Here is a 20,049-nt window from a genome sequence, read left to right on the forward strand (position 1 = left end):
AGGAACTACCAACAAAAAGAACTGCTGCAGCTAATAAACCCGCAACTAAAAGCTTTGAAATAAACTGCTTTTTCATAGAGGACCCCTCATTTAAAAGTGCGAACCCAAATAAAGCTGTATGAATTATAAAATTTTTCTAAATAGAGAGTAATCTATAGCTGAAAAAATAAAATCGGAAAATGTAACTAAAATATGGCTGAAGTTGTGAGCATGAAAAAATGGCCGTTGACCTGCGTCAACAGCCATTTTAGGATCTTTTTAAAACACGCGATGCATTGAAATACTATAGATGTGCAGCCACAGCGCTAACACGCCACGACGCTCGCGTCTACCTTAGTCCAAATCGTCCAAACTAATAGCGGGCGTGTGCTCGGGAGCAACTGGCGAAGGGTTCTCTTTTGCAGCAGCTGCAGTTACCGAAGGAGCTGCGGCATGATAGTCAGTCGCGGTCGATGCAGACGAAAGCACCTGGTTGGGGAAGGCTGCGTCAGCGTCATCCATAAAGTGCTGCAACAAATTCTTGTACTCGGAGCGGAATTCCTCACGAGAAGCCTTCAGACGGTCAATCTCATCAAGCTCGTTTTGCTTCTCGGCCAACGCCGCGCGAATAACCTCACGGGCACGCTGATCAGCCTCGGTGCGGATCTTATCGGCAGAATCTTTTGCATCGCTGATGATCTTATCGGCAGACTGCTGTGCAACGATAAGAACGCGCGAAATCTGAGCCTCGCTCGCCGAAGTATCGGCGGCGCTAACAAGAGGAGCCGAAACGGCTGCCTGCGTTGCGTCACCTGCCTGTAACTGTGAGGAAAGCTGAGCGACCTGCTCGTTTGCGGCCGCGAGCTGCTGCTCGGAATTGTTAAGACGGCCCTTGAGGTCAGCTATCTTTTGAAGCATAGCGTCAAGCTCACCAGAAAGGCGCTCCAAAAAGGCGTCGACCTCTTCGGTGTCGTAGCCTTGCTTAGAAGGCGAAAAGGTAAGCTGATCAATATCTGCCGGTGTAATAGCCATAAGGTTTCCTTTCGAAACTCGCGCTAGCTAAAGTACTAGCTAAAGTATACTCAGAATCAAACGTTTTATGAAGTCCAATACAATAATTCCGATAATAGGCGAAAAATCAATCCCTCCCATCGCAGGTATAAAACGCCTAAAGAGATTCATGTACGGACAGATGATCTTATCGAGCGCTATTTTGAAGTCCTCGACGAACTCGTTCCCCATGGGAAACCACGATAAGGCACACCAGATAAGAACAAGAATCTTGTAAAAACGAAAGAGCGATGCTATTGCGTAGGGAATCATGTTCTTAAATCCTCATTTACTGTACTTTGGGTACTCGCGGACGACAGGTCGCTGATTGCAAGCAGCGAGGTCTAATTGCAGCCTAGTCGCGTACGATCGTACCATCGGCGGTAAGTTTGGCAATTTCTTGCGCAGAAAGTTCTTTCCCCTCGGGAAGCACCACAAAACACTGTGCACCTAACTCCTGAATTTGTCCATTAACACCACAGGCCAGGCCCGCACAAAAATCAAAAATGCGCTTGGCGGAGTCCAAATTCGTGTTGCGGAACAGCAACACCACAGGCTGATTGGTCTTCACACGGCGCACCACCGTTTGACAATCCTCATACGACTGCGGCATCAAGACATACGCAGGTAGCTGACTGACGCCACGACCCTCATGGCCCGAACGACTCGCGCGAGGAATTGCCATCGAACGTGTCGGCTGAGAAGATCCTGCGCTTGCAGCGTGGTTGCCCGCTGCGGGTGCAGTGGCGGCGGTGTTGACGCTCGTTGCGTCGTCGGCGGACTCATCGATGTCGGCTGCGACAGATGCAACAGCGCTGGTAGCGCTTGCAACAGTGCCAAGACCCGTGGTACGACCAGCGGTGGAACCAAAATTGCTCCCAAAACGACGTGGCATCTCGGGTTCATCTTCGGGATAGGTTGTCTGAGCAAGGCCTCCACCATTGCCACCCAAAGGACGGCCAGAACGCGTATACACCGACACGCTATCGGCTTCAGGGCGCGGGGTGTTACCCAGAAGCCCATTGCCCGAAAAACCACCTGTGGCTTGGCGTCCTCTGTCGGCGCGATCACCGCGACGGCTATCGCGCGCGCCTCCTACTTGCTGCTGTGCGTCGCTCGGCTCGCCGTACTGATCGGGCTCGTCGTCATAAAAATCATCATCGTATTCGTCGTGGTACTCATCGTATTCAGGCGCTAAATGAAACTTCTCTTTGATGGTGTTCCATAAATTCATCGCTTACTCCCTTATCGATTCTTCCCTCTTGCTCTAACACTGGTCTAACACTCAATAACACTAGTTGTGGGCGGATGGCGCGCAGTCTAACACACGTCAAACGCATAGTTTGGATCGAACACAATTCTACCAAGCCGCACCATCGTCGAACCTTCGACGATGGCCAGCATATAATCATCACTCATGCCGCACGAAAGCTCCCGCAATGCACACCCCATGCGACCCTCTTGCTCGTCTCGAAGATTGCGCAGGCCCTCAAAACACTTCTGAGCTGCAGTTTTATCATGCGCGGGCGCCATTGCCATCAGACCGCAAAAGCGAAGGTGCTCAAGTGCCGCAAGTGCCTCGGCATCGCGAGCCAATTCCTGCGGAGAAAATCCCGACTTGGTAGCCTCCCCCAGCACATTGACCTCAAGCAATGCCTTGACGATAAGACCGTGCGCTTGCGCACGTTTCTCGACAGCAGCGGCGAGCTCCAACGAAGCAACCGAATGGATGAGGCGGGCTCGCCCAAGTACGTGGTTGATCTTGTTGGTTTGCAGGTTGCCAATCATGTCAAAACTCAGATCGGGCAGCGCGTCGGTTTTGCGCATGAGCTCCTGCGGGCGATTCTCGGCAAACTGATTCCAGCCAGCTTCGTGAGCCTCTTTGACCTGCTCGATATCGACTGTTTTGGACACGCAAATCACATCGATCTCGCTGGGGTCTCGATCACATTCGCGAGCTGCCGAGGCCACCGAATCCAAAATCTGCGCGCGGCGCTGTCCGAGAAACTCACGATACTGCGGATCACTGTATCGTGGGTCCTCTCGGTGAAAGCCGTCGTACTGTGGATCACGATAGTTTTGACACTGTTGCATAACGAGTTTGCACACTTCCTATTTGTCGCTCATAAAAGCGATAGCACCATGGCGGCCGCACTGCCCGTGCTCGGCACGATATGAGAAAAACGTATCGACTTCGCCGACCGTGCAACGCTGTACATCATAAAAATGCTCGCTGACAAGACCCGCCTCACACAGCGTGAGGTAAATGGCCCGACTCATGTCAAGATTGCGCTCGCCTACGCGAACACTCTCGCCAAAATCATCCACAAACGAGTCGATCAACTCTTCGGACACCTCGTATGCAGCAGCCGAAATGTGCGGCCCAACCCAGGCATGCACCTGCGATGGCACACAACCCGTTTGCGCACACAGCTCTTCTAGTGCACGAGCAGCAATGCGCTTTTTGGTACCACGCCAACCCGAATGCACAACCGCAAATCCTAGCCGAGAAGATCGAGTAGCTTCGGCGAGTTTCTCGTTGGTGGCATCGAGTGAGGCTGCAAGCTGATTGGTCTTCTTGACAGCCTCGTCAGAATCTGCCACAAGTACCACGGGCGTGCAGTCTGCAAAACACAGCAGCACCGCAACATCAGGCGTGGTGCACACGATGGCATCACAGCCCTCGGCTATCTGCTGTCGCACCTCATCAAACTGCTCAGGCTTGCTAATCGAACACACAATGTCCGAATGAATCTGACTCGGAACCAACAAATGCTGCGCGAGTGGCATATGACCAAGCGCTTCTAACACGCGGCGGCGGTTTTCTAACACCGCTTGAGGGTCATCTCCAACACCCATGCCAAGATTGCATGAAGCATACGGAGGCCTCGAAACTCCCCCACCTCGTGTGGTAAAGGCAAACGTGACCCCCGCTGAGCTCTGTGCTGTGCTTTGTGTATTGCGCTGCACATTACTCAGAAGGGTCACGCCACCTTTTGTACATTCAGTAAGTTGCGATTGAGGTTGCGATTGAGGTTGCGTTTGCACGGCACTACCTACCATGAACCTTACTTATGAACGCTGTTCTTCAAAAACTCAGGGATATCAAATGCCTGATTGCCAAAATTCGGGGCAGGACGGCTGGCACCACGAGCGGCTGCGCCGTTTGCACCACGAGGTGCGGGAACAACGCTGGGGGCGGCGGGACGAGGAGAAACAACGCGGCCACGCAGATCAGGCATGCTCGTCGCAGAAGCATCATCAAAACCAGTGGCAATAACGGTCACGCGCACCTGATCGGCAAGCGACTCGTCCACAACGGTACCAAAGATGATGTTTGCCTCGGGGTCGACGTTGGAAGCAACCAGATCGGCAGCCTCGTTAATCTCTTGAATGCCCAAGTCCTTGTTACCCGCGATGGAGAGAAGGACACGGGTTGCACCATCAATTGAGCTCTCGAGCAAAGGACTCGAAATAGCTTCCTGAGCTGCATCAGCAGCGCGGTTATCGCCGGAAGCCATACCAATACCCATCATGGCGCTGCCAGCACCACGCATAACGGTGCAGACATCAGCAAAGTCGAGGTTGATCAAACCAGGTACGGTGATAAGGTCGGTGATGCCCTGCGTACCTTGGCACAGCACGTCGTCGGCCAAACGGAAGGCCTCGAGCATGGTGGTTTTCTTCTCGGAAATAGAAAGCAAACGATCATTTGGAATCACAATGAGCGTGTCGACTGCCTCGGCAAGGGTTTTGATGCCCTCGACAGCAGCACCTGCACGCACGCGGCCCTCAAAGGTGAACGGCTTTGTGACAACTGCTACGGTCAGCGCGCCAACGTCATTTTTAGCAATGTTGGCAACCACAGGAGCAGCACCAGTACCCGTACCGCCACCTTCACCTGCGGTGATGAAGACCATATCGGCACCAGAAAGTGCGCGCTTGATCTCGTCGCGGGTCTCTTCTGCTGCCTGCGCACCAACCTCGGGATTGGCACCTGCACCCAGACCCTTAGTGATGTCGGTGCCGATGTGCACCTTAATGTCGGCATCGGAAATAGCCAGCTGCTGGGCATCGGTATTGATTGCAACAAACTCAACGCCGCGAATGCCTTCTTCAATCATGCGGTTGACAGCATTCGTACCGCCGCCGCCAACGCCGACGACTTTAATTACCGCAAGGTAATTCTGGGTAGCTTCTGTATCTGCCATGAGTCCTCCTTGTTTTGGGCACATACGCTCATGGGCTCATGACTCATGGGCTCATCGCGCATACACTCGCATTAAAGACTTACTAACAAGCTTTCCTACAATTTTCACTTACCAGCTTTACCAACAACCTTAAAGCTCAACTTAAACTAAAAGCTAGAGGTAAAGCGCGTAATCTTTTCATACTGGCTCGTACATTGCAAGCTTTTTGTGTAAACGGTGAAAAATGCAGGTCAGGCGCTGTGTTAGATTTGAGATAACCCTAAAGTATACCCTGAGAGTTTAAGCTGCTGGAAGGCGAGAAGGCCATGGAGAGAGACTAGAGGGTCGCTCGAATGTTAAGCGCTGGGTTTATTGGCAGGCTTATCAGTAGGCTTTTTGGGATCAGCGGGTTTGTCGGCAGACTTGTTGGTGGGTTTGTCGCCAGCTTGGTTGTCGCCAGGCGGATTACCAGCAGGATTACCATTAGCAGGATTACCATTAGCAGGATTTCCACCAACCACGCGACCGCCCGTGCCAGGATCGACTGACTCGGCACCAACCTTGCGGTAGCTCGGACGAGAAGGAACACGCACGTTGATGAAGGTAATTTGATTGGGATGCTGCTCGATCAACTGCTTAATGGTCGCTTCTTTTGTCGTGATATCGTGCGCTGCGCCGAGTGATACCTCAATGCCATTGGAAAGCACGCAGGATACTGACTCACTACTGGCAGCAGCATACGACACTATGGTCTTCGAGAAGTCCTTGCTAAAGCCTTTTACGTAACGCAACACTTCCAAAACACTCGGGTCGGTCGTCTTGGTCGCAGCCTGCGGATTGACAGATGCAGGCACCTGCCACACAAACAAGCATCCAACCTTCGTAGCCTGCGCTAAAGCAATGTCGTATGCCGACTGCTCTTTGGAAGCAGCAATTTTGCAAGGTTCAATCCACGTGCCATCTTGGCCTATGTACCAAGCAATATCGCCAGAATTCATCAGCACAAGGGCAGCAGGCGTGCGCTCTTTTACCTCGATACGCAGCTTATTTGGAAACACGCGTGTGATACGCACTTCTTCGGCCCAGGGATTGCGCTTAATGTTGTTGGCAATGGTATCGATAGAAGCATTGAGCAGCGTGACCCCTGCGGGAATGTTCGCGAGCTTAGCAATAACTTCGCTGGTCATATGCGACGTTTTAGGCGCATCGATCGACTCAATGCGAAAAATTGGCACATGCATGAGCAGTACAAACAAAAGTCCACCTACCGCAGCAATGCCTATGAAGCCGAGCAGGATCTTTTTAAGGGAAATCGAAAAGACTGGCAGGTGCATGCGCGATCCGCGGCTCGCTTTGGCTGACGTGCTTGCAGACGATATACCGCGCGACTGCTGCTGCGCTCGCTCGCTGCCAGCTTGCGATGAGGCCGCTGCCAAAGCCTGCAAACGTTGGCGCAGCGATTGACGTGCCTCAAGACGTGCAGGACTCGCTCCTTGCTTTTTGAGGTGCTTGAGGAGTTTCTTCTCGTCACGCGCGTTCGAAGAACGCGAGCTTGCAGAGGCAGAAGCCGAGGTGCGCTTCGTGGGCTTGAGCTTTTTGTGGTCCGAATGTGCCATGTCAACCGATACCTTAGACGGTCGCACCCTTGGAAGCGTTTGCATCCTTAGTAGCACAGACGCCCTTCTCGGCAAAGACAGTGTTGGCAGAAGTGGCGGTCAAACGCTCTTGCATCGCCTCAATAAAATCGGGTCCTAGGATCGTAATGTCGCCCGCACCCTGTGTGATCAGCAGGTCACCAGGCTTGCATACTTCGCAGAGCTTATCGAGAAGCCCATGGTGAATGGGGATAAACGACACGTCGTCGACATGGCCGTACTGCTTCACCGCCTCGACGATGGTCTTGCCCGAAATACCAGGGATGGGCATCTCGCCAGCGGCAAACACATCGGTCACAAAGAGCACGTCAGCATCGTCAAAGGCACTTCCGAACTGGCGCGCGAGCGCTTGCGTGCGAGAATAGCGGTGCGGCTGGAAGCACGTCACGATGCGCTTGAAGTGCAGCGATTTAGCAGCAGCAAGCGTTGCTTCGATCTCGGTGGGGTGATGTCCATAGTCGTCCACAACCGTGATGCCGCCTACTTCGCCCACGTGGGTAAAGCGGCGATGTGCGCCTTTGAACTGCGACAGCGCGGCGGCTGCCTTATGCACGTCAAGACCCAAAACGTCGGCCGTTGCAATGACGGCAGTGGCGTTGGAAATGTTGTGTCGACCAGGATTTGCCGATAAGACCACGTTAACCTGCTCGCCTGAGGACATCGTAATGGTCATGCGGTTGTTGATGGCGTCACGATGTTCGTCGAAGTTGATGTCGGTAGGGTCAGCGGAGGATGCGGTAGCGGTGGAAACGGCATTGGCGCTGGTTCCCACGGTGTCAACGCTGGTAGCACAGGCAACGCCCACAGGCTCGGCTTGTAGTTCTCGGCAGACGTAATCGCAGGAATCGTTAAAGCCATAGGTCACTACACGGCGACCCGTGGAATGCGCAAGGTCAACCAGGTGCTTCGAGTCGCCGTTAATCACAATGCAGCCAGCGTCGCCCACCAGATCCATAAATTTGCAGAAGGTCTTCTCGACATTCGCGAGATTGCCGTAATGATCGAGGTGGTCGGCCTCAATGTTGGTCACTACTGCAATGGATGGCGTGAGGTACAAAAACGAACCGTCGGACTCGTCGGCCTCGCAAACGAAGTAGCCACCCTTGCCGTCGCGGCCGTTGGTGCCGTACTCCTCGACGATGCCGCCGATAAGAAACGCGGGGTCGCAGCCCATGTGATCGAGCATAGAAGAGATCATCGACGAGGTAGTCGTCTTGCCGTGGGTGCCTGCAACAGCAATTTCTTCTCGGCCACGACCGAGGGCAGCGAGCATTTTTGCGCGGGGCCAGACTTCACAACCGAGCTCTCGGGCGCGGATAAGTTCGGGATTGCTCTCGGGGATGGCGCTCGAGATGACCACAACATCGGGTTTGATGGCGTCGATGTGCTTGGCCTCGTGACCGATAAACACCTCAATGCCAGCTTCGACAACTTCGCGCACGTAGTGGGACTGCTTGAGGTCAGATCCACTGACGGACACGCCACGCTGGTGCAACACGAGTGCGATGCCACTCATGCCTGCACCGCCAATACCGATGAAGTGCGCTTTTGAGCACGGAAACGAGGTGGCGGCTGCGCTGGGCGCTACAGCCGTGGGTACTGTTGAAGTTGCGGACGTGACATTTGACGGTGTATTTGACATATAGGTCTCTCCTCAAAATTCTCGAAGTATAAGCGCTAAGAACGGACTCGCCGAACGCGTGGTTGTAGACGTGCGGTCTTATCGCCAGCGGACGCTCATGCTTCGCATACGCTACAACTCTACCCTATCTTGCGGCGTTTCGTGCGCGTTTTGCTCGTTTTAGTGCGCCTTATATACGCTTTCCACTTCATCCGCAAGTTGCGCGGCGGCGCTTGACGAACGCAGGCTTGCGGCGGCATGGCGCATGTCGGCCAGGCGCTTTTCGTTGTGCAAAAGCGAGAAGAGCTCCTGCGCGAAAAGCGGAAAATCAAGCTGGTCATCGGGAAAAAGCAGAGCGGCACCGCAGTCGACCAGGCGCTGTGCATTGGTCGTCTGGTGATCGGCCGTTGCAAAGGGATAAGGCACCAAAATAGCAGGGACGCACAAGGCCGAGATCTCGGCAATGGACGAGGCACCAGCACGAGAAATAATCAAGTCGGCAGCGGCGAGCACATCGCCCATATTGGCAATGTAAGGCAGCAAACGATAGCGCTTCTTCTCCTCATCGGTAAGCTGAAGCGCTTCGACAGTCTTGTCGAAATCGGCAGCGCCCGTCGAATGAATGACGTAGAGGTTTTTGGATCCCAGGATGGCATCTTTGAGTGTGGCGATAGTGGCGTTTACGTGCTGCGCTCCAAGGCTTCCGCCCACAACGGCAAGCAGTTGCGCGTCGGCAGGAATGTCGAGCTTTTTGCGCGCCTCGTCGCGAGTGGCATTGATAACCGACTTGCGCACGGGGTTGCCTGTGAGCACGATGCAAGAAGAAGCGGTGGAGGTTACGGGGACGCTAGAGGGGGCGCTGGATTCGACGTTGGCGGTGGACTCCACTCCAGCGTCAGACTCGACGGCGTCGTTGGTTTTCTCGCCAAGGATATGCGCAAAGGCTTGCTGCGCGGCAGGAAATGCCACACAAATTCGCGCAGCTTGACGGGCAGAAATTTTGTTTGCGAGGCCGATTACCGAATTTTGCTCGTGCAGCAGGTACGGAACATTGTTCGCGTGACACCAGCGCACGAGCGGGAGCTCCACGTACGCACCGAAGCCGACGGCTGCATCGGGAGCCTGATGCTCGCTAAAGTACTGCTGCAAATATTTTTGTGCCTTATACATGTTCCACAGCGCGATGGGCAGCGTCCAGGGGCGGCTGCGATCAAAACCAGTCAGGCGCAGGGCCACAAAATCGTAGCCCGCTTCGGGGACAAGCTTTGCTTCGAGACGGTTGGGCTGGCCATAAAACGAAACCTTATGCCCGCGCTGTAGGAGCTCTTCGGCGAGCGCGAGTGCAGGGTTCACGTGACCAGCGGTTCCTCCTGCCGCAATGGCAATGTGCAGGGGTTTTTGCGGGGCTTGCTGGCTAGTTTCGGGTTGCTGCGGGGTTTCAGCGAGTGGCTGCCCCTGCGAGGTTTCAGCGCCTTGCTGCTGTTTTGTTTCGGTCTGCTGTTTTGTTTCGTTTTGCTGTTTTGTTTCGTTTTGCTGTGACATGCGCCTTACCTCCTGCGCAACGTAACGGTTGTTGCTTCATCGTGCGATGCACCTGAATTGTCGCGACGTTTTGTTTTGGCACCACGTTTGCCGCGGGCAGAAGAGCCTAATAAACTTGCGCGGGCTTCTCGCTTTTCGCGGTCGGAGCGTGCATCGCGATCCGAACGATCTTCTCGGCGAAGCACACGTACACCTTCGCGAGCGGCAAATGTCAAGGCAGTGGAATTCCCGCCACGCACTCCCCCAGCGGATGCGCTAGCAGGTCCTGCCTCCGCAAGCGAAAGCTGGCTGCGGCGGCGGTCAAACTCGGTTTCGGGCAGCACGCTTTGGCGCGAGACGGACAAAATCAGCCCCACGAGCACGAGCGTGCCCATGATGGACGAACCGCCGTACGAAATGAACGGCAACGCCTTGCCCGTCATGGGGATGAGCCCGACGATGCCCAGCATGTTGACGAACGCCTGGATCGCCAAGATAGTGGCCGAGCCCCATACAATAAACTTTCCCCGCAGGTCGGGGGCGTGACTGGCAATATGCAACGCGAACAAGATAAGCAAGAAATATAGCGCGAGCAGACCGAGCGTTCCCACCATGCCAAGCTCTTCGCCGATAACCGCGTAGATAAAATCGTTGTGAGCCTCGGGCAAATAAAAATACTTCTGGTGTGAAAGCCCGATGCCGACACCCGTGAGCCCTCCGTTGCCGAAAGCGTAAAAGCCTTGCAGCAGCTGGTAACTAATGCCGTACGGATCCAACTCGGGGTTGAGCATCGCCAAAAAGCGCGAGCGAGAATAGCCGGTCGCAAGCGCCACAATCAGTATAAAGATAAGACCGACCACGGCGAGTCCGCCCAGAATACGCCCAGGAAAACCTGCATAATACGCCATACACATCAGGGTCACGAAAATGATGATCGTGGTTCCCTTATCGGGCTGGATGAAAATCAGCCCCAGCGGGATCACGATGCCCAGCGTCGCTTTTATGGCTGCTTCGCGGGTATCCATGGTCTTCTCGACATAAAAGCGGTAGAGAAGTTCGGCAGCGATCAAAATAATGGCCGCTTTGATAAATTCGGACGGCTGGAAGCGAAACACGCCGAGCGAAATCCAACGCGCGGCACCCTTGGACGATGAGCCAGCTGCAACGGTAACCAGCAACAACACGATGGACAGACCGGCCGCAATTTTTAGATTTTTGCAATAGAGGTGATAGTCGATGCGGCTAATTGCAAAGGCCAACACAGCTCCAACACAGGTAAACGCAAGTTGTCGATTAAAGAGCGCTGCGGCGTTTCCGCTGTTTTTGAGCGCTGTGACGGAACTTGCCGAGAAAACCATCAGCAAGCCAAACACGCACAGCGCAAACACCGTCACGATAAAGTGCAGGCGCGGTTCCATAAAACGAGCAGGTACACCTGCGCTTATGCGTTGAAGCACTCCGTGGGGACGCTCTTTGCGCGTACTGCGCGCGGTGCGCGCAGCGTTGCGCGCGGTACCAGGTGCAGCACTGCGACGGTCATGGCCTCGATCAGCTATGCGAGTGTTTGGAGCGTGCGAATCTCGTGAAGCGCGCGGTGGTTTCATGAGCTTTTCTCACACTCCTTTGGATTATTATCGGTAGTTTTATCGGGGCTGGTGGTCTCGGAATCGGAATTGGCAGCGTGGTTCAGATGCTGGTTTACATGCTGCATAACCAGCTGCTTAAACACACGTCCGCGCTCTTCATAGCCGCTAAATTCATCAAAGGAAGAGCATGCTGGCGATAAGAGCACGTAATCACCCTTGTGTGCAAGCGCTATTGCCTGCTGCAGCGCGTCGGCCAGATGCTTAGCGTGCTCGATGCGCAAGCGCGGATCATCTGTTTGACGCTGGTCTTGCTGTGATGTCTGATTCTGGCCCGAAACTTGTGTCTGCTCCTGATACGTGGATAGCGCTTCACTCAAACGAGATGCCGCTTCACCAAAACAAACCACGGCCTTACAACTTTCCAACACAGCTTGATTAAACTCAGTCAATTCCGTGTGCTTGTCGTGGCCTCCTGCCAGCAAAATAACTTTTCCCTTGGGAAACGCTGTCAGTGCTTTGACCACAGCATCAGTGTTGGTTGCCTTAGAATCATTGATGTAGTGAATGCCTGCTGCATCGGTTGCCACAGGCTCGATGCGATGCTCAAGGGGCGAGAAACTCCGCAGCGTTTGGCAGATCGACTCAACAGAAAGCCCCAGATCAAGTGCACAAGCACAGGCTGCTAACACATTTTGTATATTATGCGTCCCCTTCAGCGTGAGCTCATCGACTCCAAGCAGCGCATACAGCTTGGCATCCAATCGCACATACAAGGTCTTCTCGGCGACAAAAGCCGCACACGGTGTATGTGGATCAGCGGCCGTATCGCAGATGCAAACACGCAGTCCCCGTTTATGCAGGCGTTCAACAATGGGCGTTAGATTACTGTCGGAAGAAATGACTGCCAAATCACCTGCATCAAGCTGCGCAAAGATGCGTTCTTTGGCAGCAACATAATTTTGCAAGGTTTTGTGCCACGACAGATGATCGGGCGTGATGTTCAGCAAAATGGCCACGCGAGGATGCAAGTGCTGCGTCTCGGCAAGTTGAAAACTCGAAAGCTCAGCCACAAACCACTCGTCGGCGGGGCGCTTTGCCACGTTTGCAATACTCAGGGTGCCAATATTACCCACCGCTTTGGCGAGAAGACCCGCCTGCTGCAAGAGCGCCGCAATGAGCGTGGTCGTCGTTGTTTTGCCATTGGTTCCCGTAATACCAATCCACTTGTCAGGGCTTTGGCGCCACGCAAATTCAGGCTCGCCAATCATGGTTTTCGAGCACGAAGCTGCTGTCTGATAAAAGCGACTAAACGGCGGAATGCCAGGAGAGGTAATCGTAAGGTTATACGCAGCAACGTTGGCTGGCGCTTTCACCTCATCGGTTCCCAACACGAGTCGAACACCAGCATCAGCAAGGTTTTGCAAAGGATCGTCGGCGGGTTGCTGCTGTTGTTGGGATTCATGCGTATGAGCTTCATGCACCTGGGCTTCATGCGTCTGGGGTTCACGCGCATGAGCGCCACTCTGAGTACCACCATACATGGTGATAGATCGAACAGTCCCGCGGGGCAAATCTAACAAATACTGAGCAACGGCCACACCTGTTTTGCCGACGCCCAAAATGCAGACATCGCCGAGGGTCTTCTCGTCCACGGTCTTCTCGTCCGCGACCGCTGCGGAAATGCACTTCTCCCCCACGCTCGCAGCACCAACGGTCTTCTCGTCCGCACGTTGTTCATTCACATTTTGCCTTGTCATACCCATCGCTTGCTCGCGCCTGCCTTAGTTCAGTTGGAAATACAGCGCAAAGCCAAGGGCCGCAAACGCAGCCGAGATAATCCAAAAACGAATAACGACCTTCGTTTCGCCCCAACCGAGCTTTTCGAAATGATGATGAATGGGCGCCATCAAAAAGACACGCTTCTTGGTGAGTTTAAAACTCGCCACCTGGATGATGACCGAAAGGGCTTCACACACAAAAAGACCGCCCATGACTAGCGAAATTACTTCAGCCTTGGTCAAAACGGCAAGCGCAGCAAAAGCGGTACCAAATGCCAGCGAGCCCGTATCACCCATAAAAATGGACGCGGGATAGCAGTTGAACCACAAAAATCCAACCAAAGCGCCCGCAATCGATGCAGCAAAAATAGCTAAATTGCCGTCGCCATAAATAAACGAAACGGCTGCCATCATGCACATGACCACACACACGGTTCCACCCGACAAACCGTCAAGGCCGTCGGTCAGATTCACGGCGTTAGACATCCCCGCCATCAGGATAAACACAAACAGGACGTAGAACCATGGGACGCGCACGACGGTCGCGCCCACGGGAACGACGGTAGTCAAAAAGCCAAGGTCCAGATCAATGCCGACTGGAAAATGCAAGGTTGGTGTCACACCCGCACAATTCACAGCGAGAAGGGCAAACGCGACCGAAATCAAAAACAGGCCGATCATTTTTTGCGATGGGGTTAAGCCTAGCGAGCGGCCATGCATAACCGATTCAATATCGTCCGCAATGCCGAGAAAGGCCGTGGCAAGGGTGGCCCCCATACAAATGCTCAGCGATATCGACCAACGCGCCATGCAAATACAGGTAACAACCAACCCCAATAAAATCACAACGCCGCCCATCGTAGGGGTACCCTGCTTAATAAGGTGGCGCTGCGGTCCGTCCGCACGAATCTGCTGGCCAACGCCCTCGTGGCGCATGAGCGTAATGAAGAGAGGCATAACCGCCAACACAATGATGGCCGCAAGTCCCATGGACAAAAATATCTGATAGCTCGGATAGCTTGGAGAACCAAACACTTATTCGAGCACCCCCTTTACGAACAAATCCAACGCGCTGGATCGCGATGCCTTTGCTAATACTACGTCATCTTTCGTCAGGATGGGCTTGATGGCGTGCAGGGCCTCGTCCACCGTTTTGAAGATCTCGATCTTATCGTCCGAAAAACCCATCACAAGTGCTACTTGTCGCATACCTTCCACATAGGTCGCTCCGATAAGAACGAGCATGTCAAGAGGCTTCGCGGCCGCATAGGCACCCACTAAATCGTGGAGACGCGCGGCTTGGGAGCCCATCTCGCCCATCTCGCCCAACACGGCAATGCGTCGTCCCTCACAATGCAAACTACACAAAACATCAAGGGCTGCTGCCATGGACGTTGGACTCGCGTTGTAACTATCGTCAATCATACGTGGTTTGTCACCGCCACCCACAAGCTCCAAACGCATATGCGTCTGAGGCATCTGTTGTATAGCTTCAATGCTTGCTTGACGGTTTATACCAAGTGAATCTGCCACCGAAAGTGCAAGTAAAAAGTCACTTAAGAGATGTTTTCCAGGGATGGGTAAGGTTGCAGGAATATGCATGCCATCGGGATAGCAAACCTCGCACGAAACAAAACCTTCAGGGTTAACTTGAACGTTAGAAGCATGCAGCTGCGCGGACGCGGTCGTGACATCGCTGGCGTCGACCGCGAGCTTAAAACCAGCAGCTTTGGTGCTGTCAATAGCAATATCATGACCGCCAACAAATGTGACAGCTATCCCAGCCTTCTGTGCAAAATTCGTTGCAATAAAGTCAGAAAAATCGTCTACAGCCCACAAGTGTAAAGAAGGTTCAAGTTGCATACCCTCAAGGGAGGCTTGATCCATGCCATCCACGATTTCTGCTTTTGCACGTGCGATGTTTTCTCTCGAACCCAACAGGCCAATGTGGCTGGTACCGATGTTGGTAATCAAAGCACAGCACGGACGAGCAACCTCGGACAGTCGATGTATCTCACCAGGATGGTTCATGCCCATCTCGGCAACAACAACCTGCGCGTCATCGGGGGTTGTTAGAAGGGTCAATGGTAAGCCAATAAGATTGTTGAAGTTGCCCTTGGTTGCATGGGTAACATAAGCGGCCGAGCATGCTGCAGCAAGCATATCCTTTGTGGTGGTTTTGCCAACCGAACCCGTAACGCCCAGCACGCACCACTGCGGATGCTTTTTGCGCCACGCTGCTGCGAGACGTAGCAAAAACTCTTGCCCATCGTCATCCTGTGCACGAACAAGCGCACATCCTGCGGCGTTTGCCTGCTGGACAAGCGCTTCTTCGGGCGTGCGCGTGACTACAACACACGCCGCTCCCGCCTCAATAGCACGCCCAGCATAGTTGTTGCCATCAACACGCTCACCCTGAAAGGCCACAAAAAGCCCTTCAGGAGTCACCGTCCTCGAATCAATGCTTGGTTGTTTTGCAACGGTATTCGGATCACCACACAGCTGAGTCGCACCCGTTGCTTCACATATAAGACCCACTTCTAACGCAAGCATCTACGTGCCCTCCTACTTTTGCGCCACAGGCTGAATGCCCATATCGCTCAATGCTTCACTCATAATTGACGAGAAGACCGGCGCAGCCGAAGAAGCTGCCAAATAGCTCGTGCCGTTCAAACCAACATACACCATCACCGATGGATTGGAAGCGTTGGCAAAACCGATGAGCGAACTCAAATACGATGAGTTCTTGTAGCCTCCTGACGTAGCCTGCTGACCCGTACCAGTTTTACCAGCCACTTCAAAACCATCGACATGAGCGGCTTTGCCCGTGCCCTTCTCGACAACTAATTGCATCATTTTGGTCATTTGAGCTGCAGTTTCTTCGGACATCACACGCGTATTTGAACCCGACCAGTCAACCTTTTGGCCATTTTTCGAAATCAAAAAGTGCGGCGTCGTCATCACACCCTTGTTGGCAACCGAGCTCGCTGCGCGCATCATTTGCACCATGGGCACAGCCGTGGCCTGACCAAAGGACATAGCGCCTACGCGTGTGTCGTTGTAATCGGAATCCTTCGGGACCAGTCCCGCGACCTCGCCTGGAAAATCGATGCCCGTCTTTGAACCAATGCCAAACTTTTTGACGCCCTGCATAAAAGTTTCGTTGCCAATCTTGCGACCCACGAGTACCGAACCCGTATTGGACGAACGGCGCAAAATTTCCGACACCGACATATCCATCGTGTAGCTGCGACGATCGTCGTCACGAACATTATCGGAACCAACTTTAACGCTTGGTGGTACCGAGAAGACCGTGTCGGGTGTGACTACGCCCTTCTCGAGCGCCATAGACATCGTCATAATCTTGAAGATTGAACCTGGCTCATAGGCGCTGGCCACCATCTTAAAGTTGAGCGCCTCTTGCACCTTATCGTTGGGAGTTTGCGGCTGCAACAACGGCGTAGAGCAGGCAGCGAGGATCTCGCCCGATTTGGGGTCAGACACCATAACCATGCCTGACTCTGCTGTATATTTTTCCACCGCTTCGGTGATTTTTTGCTCGGCGACCTGCTGAATGTTGACGTCAAGCGACAGAACAATATCCTGCCCGTTTTTGGCTTCCTCGATCGTGGAGGCGCCGCCCGCAATGGGCACACCGTCGGCTCCGACCGCCATGGTCATGCGCCCATCGGTTCCCGATAAGATCTTGTCGTAATACAGCTCAAGACCCGTTTTACCTTTGCCATCGTTGCCCACGATTCCCAAAATCTGTGCAGCTACAGCGCCATAGGGATACACACGCTTCATATCACTCAGATAATAAATGCCCGTGAGCTTCTCTTTGCGCAGCGCGGCTTTGAGCTTCGTAGCTACGGGATTATCGACCTTTTTTTGCACGTAGGCAAAGGTCGTTTTCTTTTGTAGGGTTGGTTTGTAGTCTTCGGGTGTTCCGCCGAGAAACTCAGCTAAAAGTTTGGCGGTTTTATCGACATCTGCCACCTCTTTGGGGTTAGCGTAGATCGTTTTGCACTCTTCACTGGTCGCTAGCACGTTACCGTTGCGATCGTAGATGGTGCCGCGCTTGGCGTGTAACACGAGTCGATTGGTGTGATTAGATGCGGCTTTAGCGCTCAGGCGTGGACCATCAATGACCTGGAGCCACACAAGACGCAGAGCAATGATGAGCAGTACACCCAAAAAAATCGCGCCCATGCGCAAAAAGCGCGTTTGAGCATCAGCAACCACGCATTCTTGTCGAGCGTCGCGGGTGGTCTCGTCATACGAAGAGCCGCGAACGCGGCTCTTAAAGTTCTGTCGATCTAAGCGTTTCACGGCTGTAATTGTACCGTACTATTTACGGCCTGTGTTACGCAATGTGTTGTTGGCGCGTGCAGAAGTTGTGGGGACCGTGGTTGCCTTGGCAGACTTGGCGGACTTTGCGGACTTTGCAGAAGACTGTTCGGCGCCCTTATCGCCAGCTTTTGCGGACTGCGCGGTCTTCTCGTCAGCGGCGGTCTTCTCGACCTTAGCGTCAGCTTTGCCGGCCTTATCGGCGGGCGCCTCAATAGCTTTGTCAGTATCGCCCATCGAAGCGGTAAAGGTCTGCGTGGCGCCAGCACCCAAGGTAATGACCTCGGTCGAGGCAGCGCGAAGCATGCCATAATTTTGCGTGGCAATGCGCGTAATGCGCGCGCTATTCGAAAGCGCGGAGGTCGTCGCCTTAAGGTCGCGGGTCAAGCCCTGCGCCACCTTGATTTCGCCACGCATTTGCTGGGTGGTACGAAGCATGGAGGCAGTTGCAGCATACAGGCTAATGCGAATGCAACCAACCACTGCGATCACGGCAACAATGCTTATAGCCATACGAATGCGTGTCAAGAACTGCGGGGAAACCGTTTTGCGGACGGAAGCATCAAGACCACGACCCTCGACAACCTCAAAGGCACGACGAGTTTGCTGTTGTTCAAGCTGTCTTGCCTGCTGCAACTCAAGACTGCGCGCTTGTGATGCCAAGTAAGCCATAGTATTCGATGCTCCCTTATGCGTAGCCGCTTACGCTTGTAGTACGTTTAAAGTGCGTTTAAAGTGCGTTATTGCTGTATGTTTGCTGCGTTTATTGCGAAGCAAAAAGCTTTGTCGCCACACGCAGTTTGGCGCTTCGAGCACGGGGATTGGAAGCAATCTCTTCAGTCGACGCGACGAGTGGCTTTTTTGTTTTAACCTGCAGTATCGGCTGTTGTCCACAAACACACACGGGTATATCGACGGGACAAATACACCCACTCGAAAGCTGCGTAAAGATATGCTTAACCAGGCGATCTTCCAGCGAGTGATAACTTATCACGCAAATCCGTCCGCCCTCATTGGCCCAACGGATAGCCGCTTCAAGACCCTGCTTGAGCATATCCAGCTCATGGTTGACCTCAATGCGCAACGCCTGAAAGCTCTTACGCGCGGGGTGTCCCCCATGACGGCGCGCTGCAGCAGGAATTGCTGCTTTAATGATGTCAACAAGCTCGAGCGTTGTAGCAATCGGCGCCTGTTTGCGACGGCGCACAATCCCACGCGCAATGCGCGAAGCGAAGGTCTCGTCCCCATAGACGCGAAGAATCCGAGTGAGGTCTGCTTCGTTATAGGTGTTTATGACCTCGGCGGCGGTTAAGGTGTTATTCCTCGGATCCATTCTCATGTCAAGAGGAGCATTCTCGTGGTACGAAAAGCCCCTCGCAGGGATATCGAGTTGCGGAGAAGAAACTCCCAAATCGAAGAGAAAACCATCGACTCCAGCAACGTGTGAATCAAGCAGAAGTTTGTCAAGATCCCCAAAGTTACCTTTGAGGAAGCGATGATTCACGCCAGGAAGCTCTTGTTCAAAACGAGCGCTCGCAGCGGCCAAGGCCATATCATCTTGATCAATACCAATCGATAAGCCCGTGAAGCCGAGTGATTTTGCCAACGCAACGCTATGACCAGCGCCACCCAAGGTGCAATCGCAAACGACGTCACCCTCCTGAGGATCTAATGCATCAAGCACTTGCTTGAGCATAACGGGTACATGCCGATATGCTGCTGTCAAAACGGTCCTCCCTACTCACCAAAGAGCAGTGAGTCAACATCGTCGTCCAAATAAGAAGCCTGAAGCTCTTCCCACTTGGAGGCTGCAAAGATTTCAAAATGATCGACATTGCCGACGATTTCGACTTCGCGACCGAGTCCGAACTTCTCGCGAAGTTTGTCCGAAATCTTGCTTAAGGCAATACGACCAGCGCTGTCAATATCAACCGTGGTGGTCAATGCCGAAAGCTTACGGCGGCGAGCATCTTGCACTTTATCCAGAGGATTAAAACCATCGGGGAAAAAGCTCTGCATCCATTTTTGATGTTCTTCGGGAGTAAACCCACACAAAGCACCATGAAAAGGCACCAAGCAGACCTTCTCGCCAAATTGACGACGAAATTCCGCAGGTAAGGTAAGACGTAACTTGGCGTCTAGGTTGCGATTATAGTGGTCGGTCAAGTACATCTTACCCTCCTTTCGTTATGCGTCTGCTATGGAGTACTATCCATGTTGCATATGACCACTATACGGTTTTTCGCGACATTTCTCAACACTTTGACACACTTTCTCCCCCTTATTTTTCTTTTTCTCCCCGCAGGTAAACGACGCTTT

Annotated in this window: 17 protein-coding genes; all 17 read right to left on the minus strand. The window is 53.4% G+C overall.

Going from position 1 to position 20,049, the window contains the following annotated elements; translation table 11 throughout:
• Positions 1–333 precede the first annotated feature (333 nt).
• Positions 334–1,011, minus strand: coding sequence for a DivIVA domain-containing protein (locus tag HMPREF3192_RS03250; protein ID WP_066305291.1), 678 nt, complete (start codon positions 1,009–1,011; stop codon positions 334–336).
• Positions 1,012–1,050: 39 nt separating this feature from the next.
• Positions 1,051–1,302, minus strand: a complete 252-nt coding sequence (locus HMPREF3192_RS03255; RefSeq protein ID WP_066305292.1) for a YggT family protein — start codon at positions 1,300–1,302, stop codon at positions 1,051–1,053.
• Positions 1,303–1,384: 82 nt separating this feature from the next.
• Positions 1,385–2,263 (minus strand): cell division protein SepF, encoded by an 879-nt coding sequence (locus tag HMPREF3192_RS03260; protein ID WP_066305293.1) that lies wholly within the window; start codon positions 2,261–2,263, stop codon positions 1,385–1,387.
• Between the two features lie 86 nt (positions 2,264–2,349).
• Complete coding sequence (locus HMPREF3192_RS03265; RefSeq protein ID WP_082715609.1) at positions 2,350–3,123, minus strand: YggS family pyridoxal phosphate-dependent enzyme; 774 nt, start codon at positions 3,121–3,123, stop codon at positions 2,350–2,352.
• Positions 3,124–3,141: 18 nt separating this feature from the next.
• Positions 3,142–4,017: a purine nucleoside phosphorylase YfiH/LACC1 family protein gene (locus HMPREF3192_RS03270; RefSeq protein WP_231723346.1), complete on the minus strand. Its 876-nt coding sequence runs from the start codon at positions 4,015–4,017 to the stop codon at positions 3,142–3,144.
• Positions 4,018–4,097: 80 nt separating this feature from the next.
• Positions 4,098–5,240, minus strand: coding sequence for a cell division protein FtsZ (gene ftsZ / locus HMPREF3192_RS03275; protein WP_066305300.1), 1,143 nt, complete (start codon positions 5,238–5,240; stop codon positions 4,098–4,100).
• A 335-nt stretch (positions 5,241–5,575) separates the two neighbouring features.
• On the minus strand, positions 5,576–6,835 hold the full coding sequence (locus HMPREF3192_RS03280; RefSeq protein ID WP_066305303.1) for a cell division protein FtsQ/DivIB: 1,260 nt from the start codon (positions 6,833–6,835) through the stop codon (positions 5,576–5,578).
• Between the two features lie 13 nt (positions 6,836–6,848).
• Positions 6,849–8,516: a UDP-N-acetylmuramate--L-alanine ligase gene (locus tag HMPREF3192_RS03285; RefSeq protein WP_082715611.1), complete on the minus strand. Its 1,668-nt coding sequence runs from the start codon at positions 8,514–8,516 to the stop codon at positions 6,849–6,851.
• 159 nt (positions 8,517–8,675) lie between these two features.
• Positions 8,676–10,037: a UDP-N-acetylglucosamine--N-acetylmuramyl-(pentapeptide) pyrophosphoryl-undecaprenol N-acetylglucosamine transferase gene (locus tag HMPREF3192_RS03290; protein ID WP_082715612.1), complete on the minus strand. Its 1,362-nt coding sequence runs from the start codon at positions 10,035–10,037 to the stop codon at positions 8,676–8,678.
• 5 nt (positions 10,038–10,042) lie between these two features.
• Positions 10,043–11,620: an FtsW/RodA/SpoVE family cell cycle protein gene (locus tag HMPREF3192_RS03295; protein ID WP_066305308.1), complete on the minus strand. Its 1,578-nt coding sequence runs from the start codon at positions 11,618–11,620 to the stop codon at positions 10,043–10,045.
• Positions 11,617–13,344 (minus strand): UDP-N-acetylmuramoyl-L-alanine--D-glutamate ligase, encoded by a 1,728-nt coding sequence (gene murD, locus HMPREF3192_RS03300; RefSeq protein ID WP_231723347.1) that lies wholly within the window; start codon positions 13,342–13,344, stop codon positions 11,617–11,619. Before murD ends, HMPREF3192_RS03295 begins: the two co-directional genes overlap by 4 nt.
• A 39-nt stretch (positions 13,345–13,383) precedes the next feature.
• Positions 13,384–14,415, minus strand: coding sequence for a phospho-N-acetylmuramoyl-pentapeptide-transferase (mraY, locus tag HMPREF3192_RS03305; protein ID WP_066305310.1), 1,032 nt, complete (start codon positions 14,413–14,415; stop codon positions 13,384–13,386).
• Entirely contained in the window at positions 14,416–15,933 is a 1,518-nt protein-coding gene (locus HMPREF3192_RS03310; RefSeq protein ID WP_066305312.1) for a UDP-N-acetylmuramoyl-tripeptide--D-alanyl-D-alanine ligase, read from the minus strand. It abuts the gene before it with no gap.
• A gap of 12 nt (positions 15,934–15,945) precedes the next feature.
• Positions 15,946–17,712 carry a peptidoglycan D,D-transpeptidase FtsI family protein gene (locus tag HMPREF3192_RS03315; protein WP_066305315.1) on the minus strand — a complete coding sequence of 589 codons (1,767 nt, stop codon included), beginning with the start codon at positions 17,710–17,712 and terminating at the stop codon, positions 15,946–15,948.
• A gap of 18 nt (positions 17,713–17,730) precedes the next feature.
• On the minus strand, positions 17,731–18,402 hold the full coding sequence (locus HMPREF3192_RS03320) for an FtsB/FtsL family cell division protein (protein ID WP_066305318.1): 672 nt from the start codon (positions 18,400–18,402) through the stop codon (positions 17,731–17,733).
• A 91-nt stretch (positions 18,403–18,493) separates the two neighbouring features.
• Positions 18,494–19,456 carry a 16S rRNA (cytosine(1402)-N(4))-methyltransferase RsmH gene (rsmH, locus tag HMPREF3192_RS03325; RefSeq protein WP_082715613.1) on the minus strand — a complete coding sequence of 321 codons (963 nt, stop codon included), beginning with the start codon at positions 19,454–19,456 and terminating at the stop codon, positions 18,494–18,496.
• Between the two features lie 11 nt (positions 19,457–19,467).
• Positions 19,468–19,902 (minus strand): division/cell wall cluster transcriptional repressor MraZ, encoded by a 435-nt coding sequence (locus HMPREF3192_RS03330; RefSeq protein WP_066305328.1) that lies wholly within the window; start codon positions 19,900–19,902, stop codon positions 19,468–19,470.
• Between the last annotated feature and the right edge of the window lie 147 nt (positions 19,903–20,049).

Source organism: Atopobium deltae, from assembly GCF_001552785.1.
Taxonomy (GTDB): domain Bacteria; phylum Actinomycetota; class Coriobacteriia; order Coriobacteriales; family Atopobiaceae; genus Atopobium; species Atopobium deltae.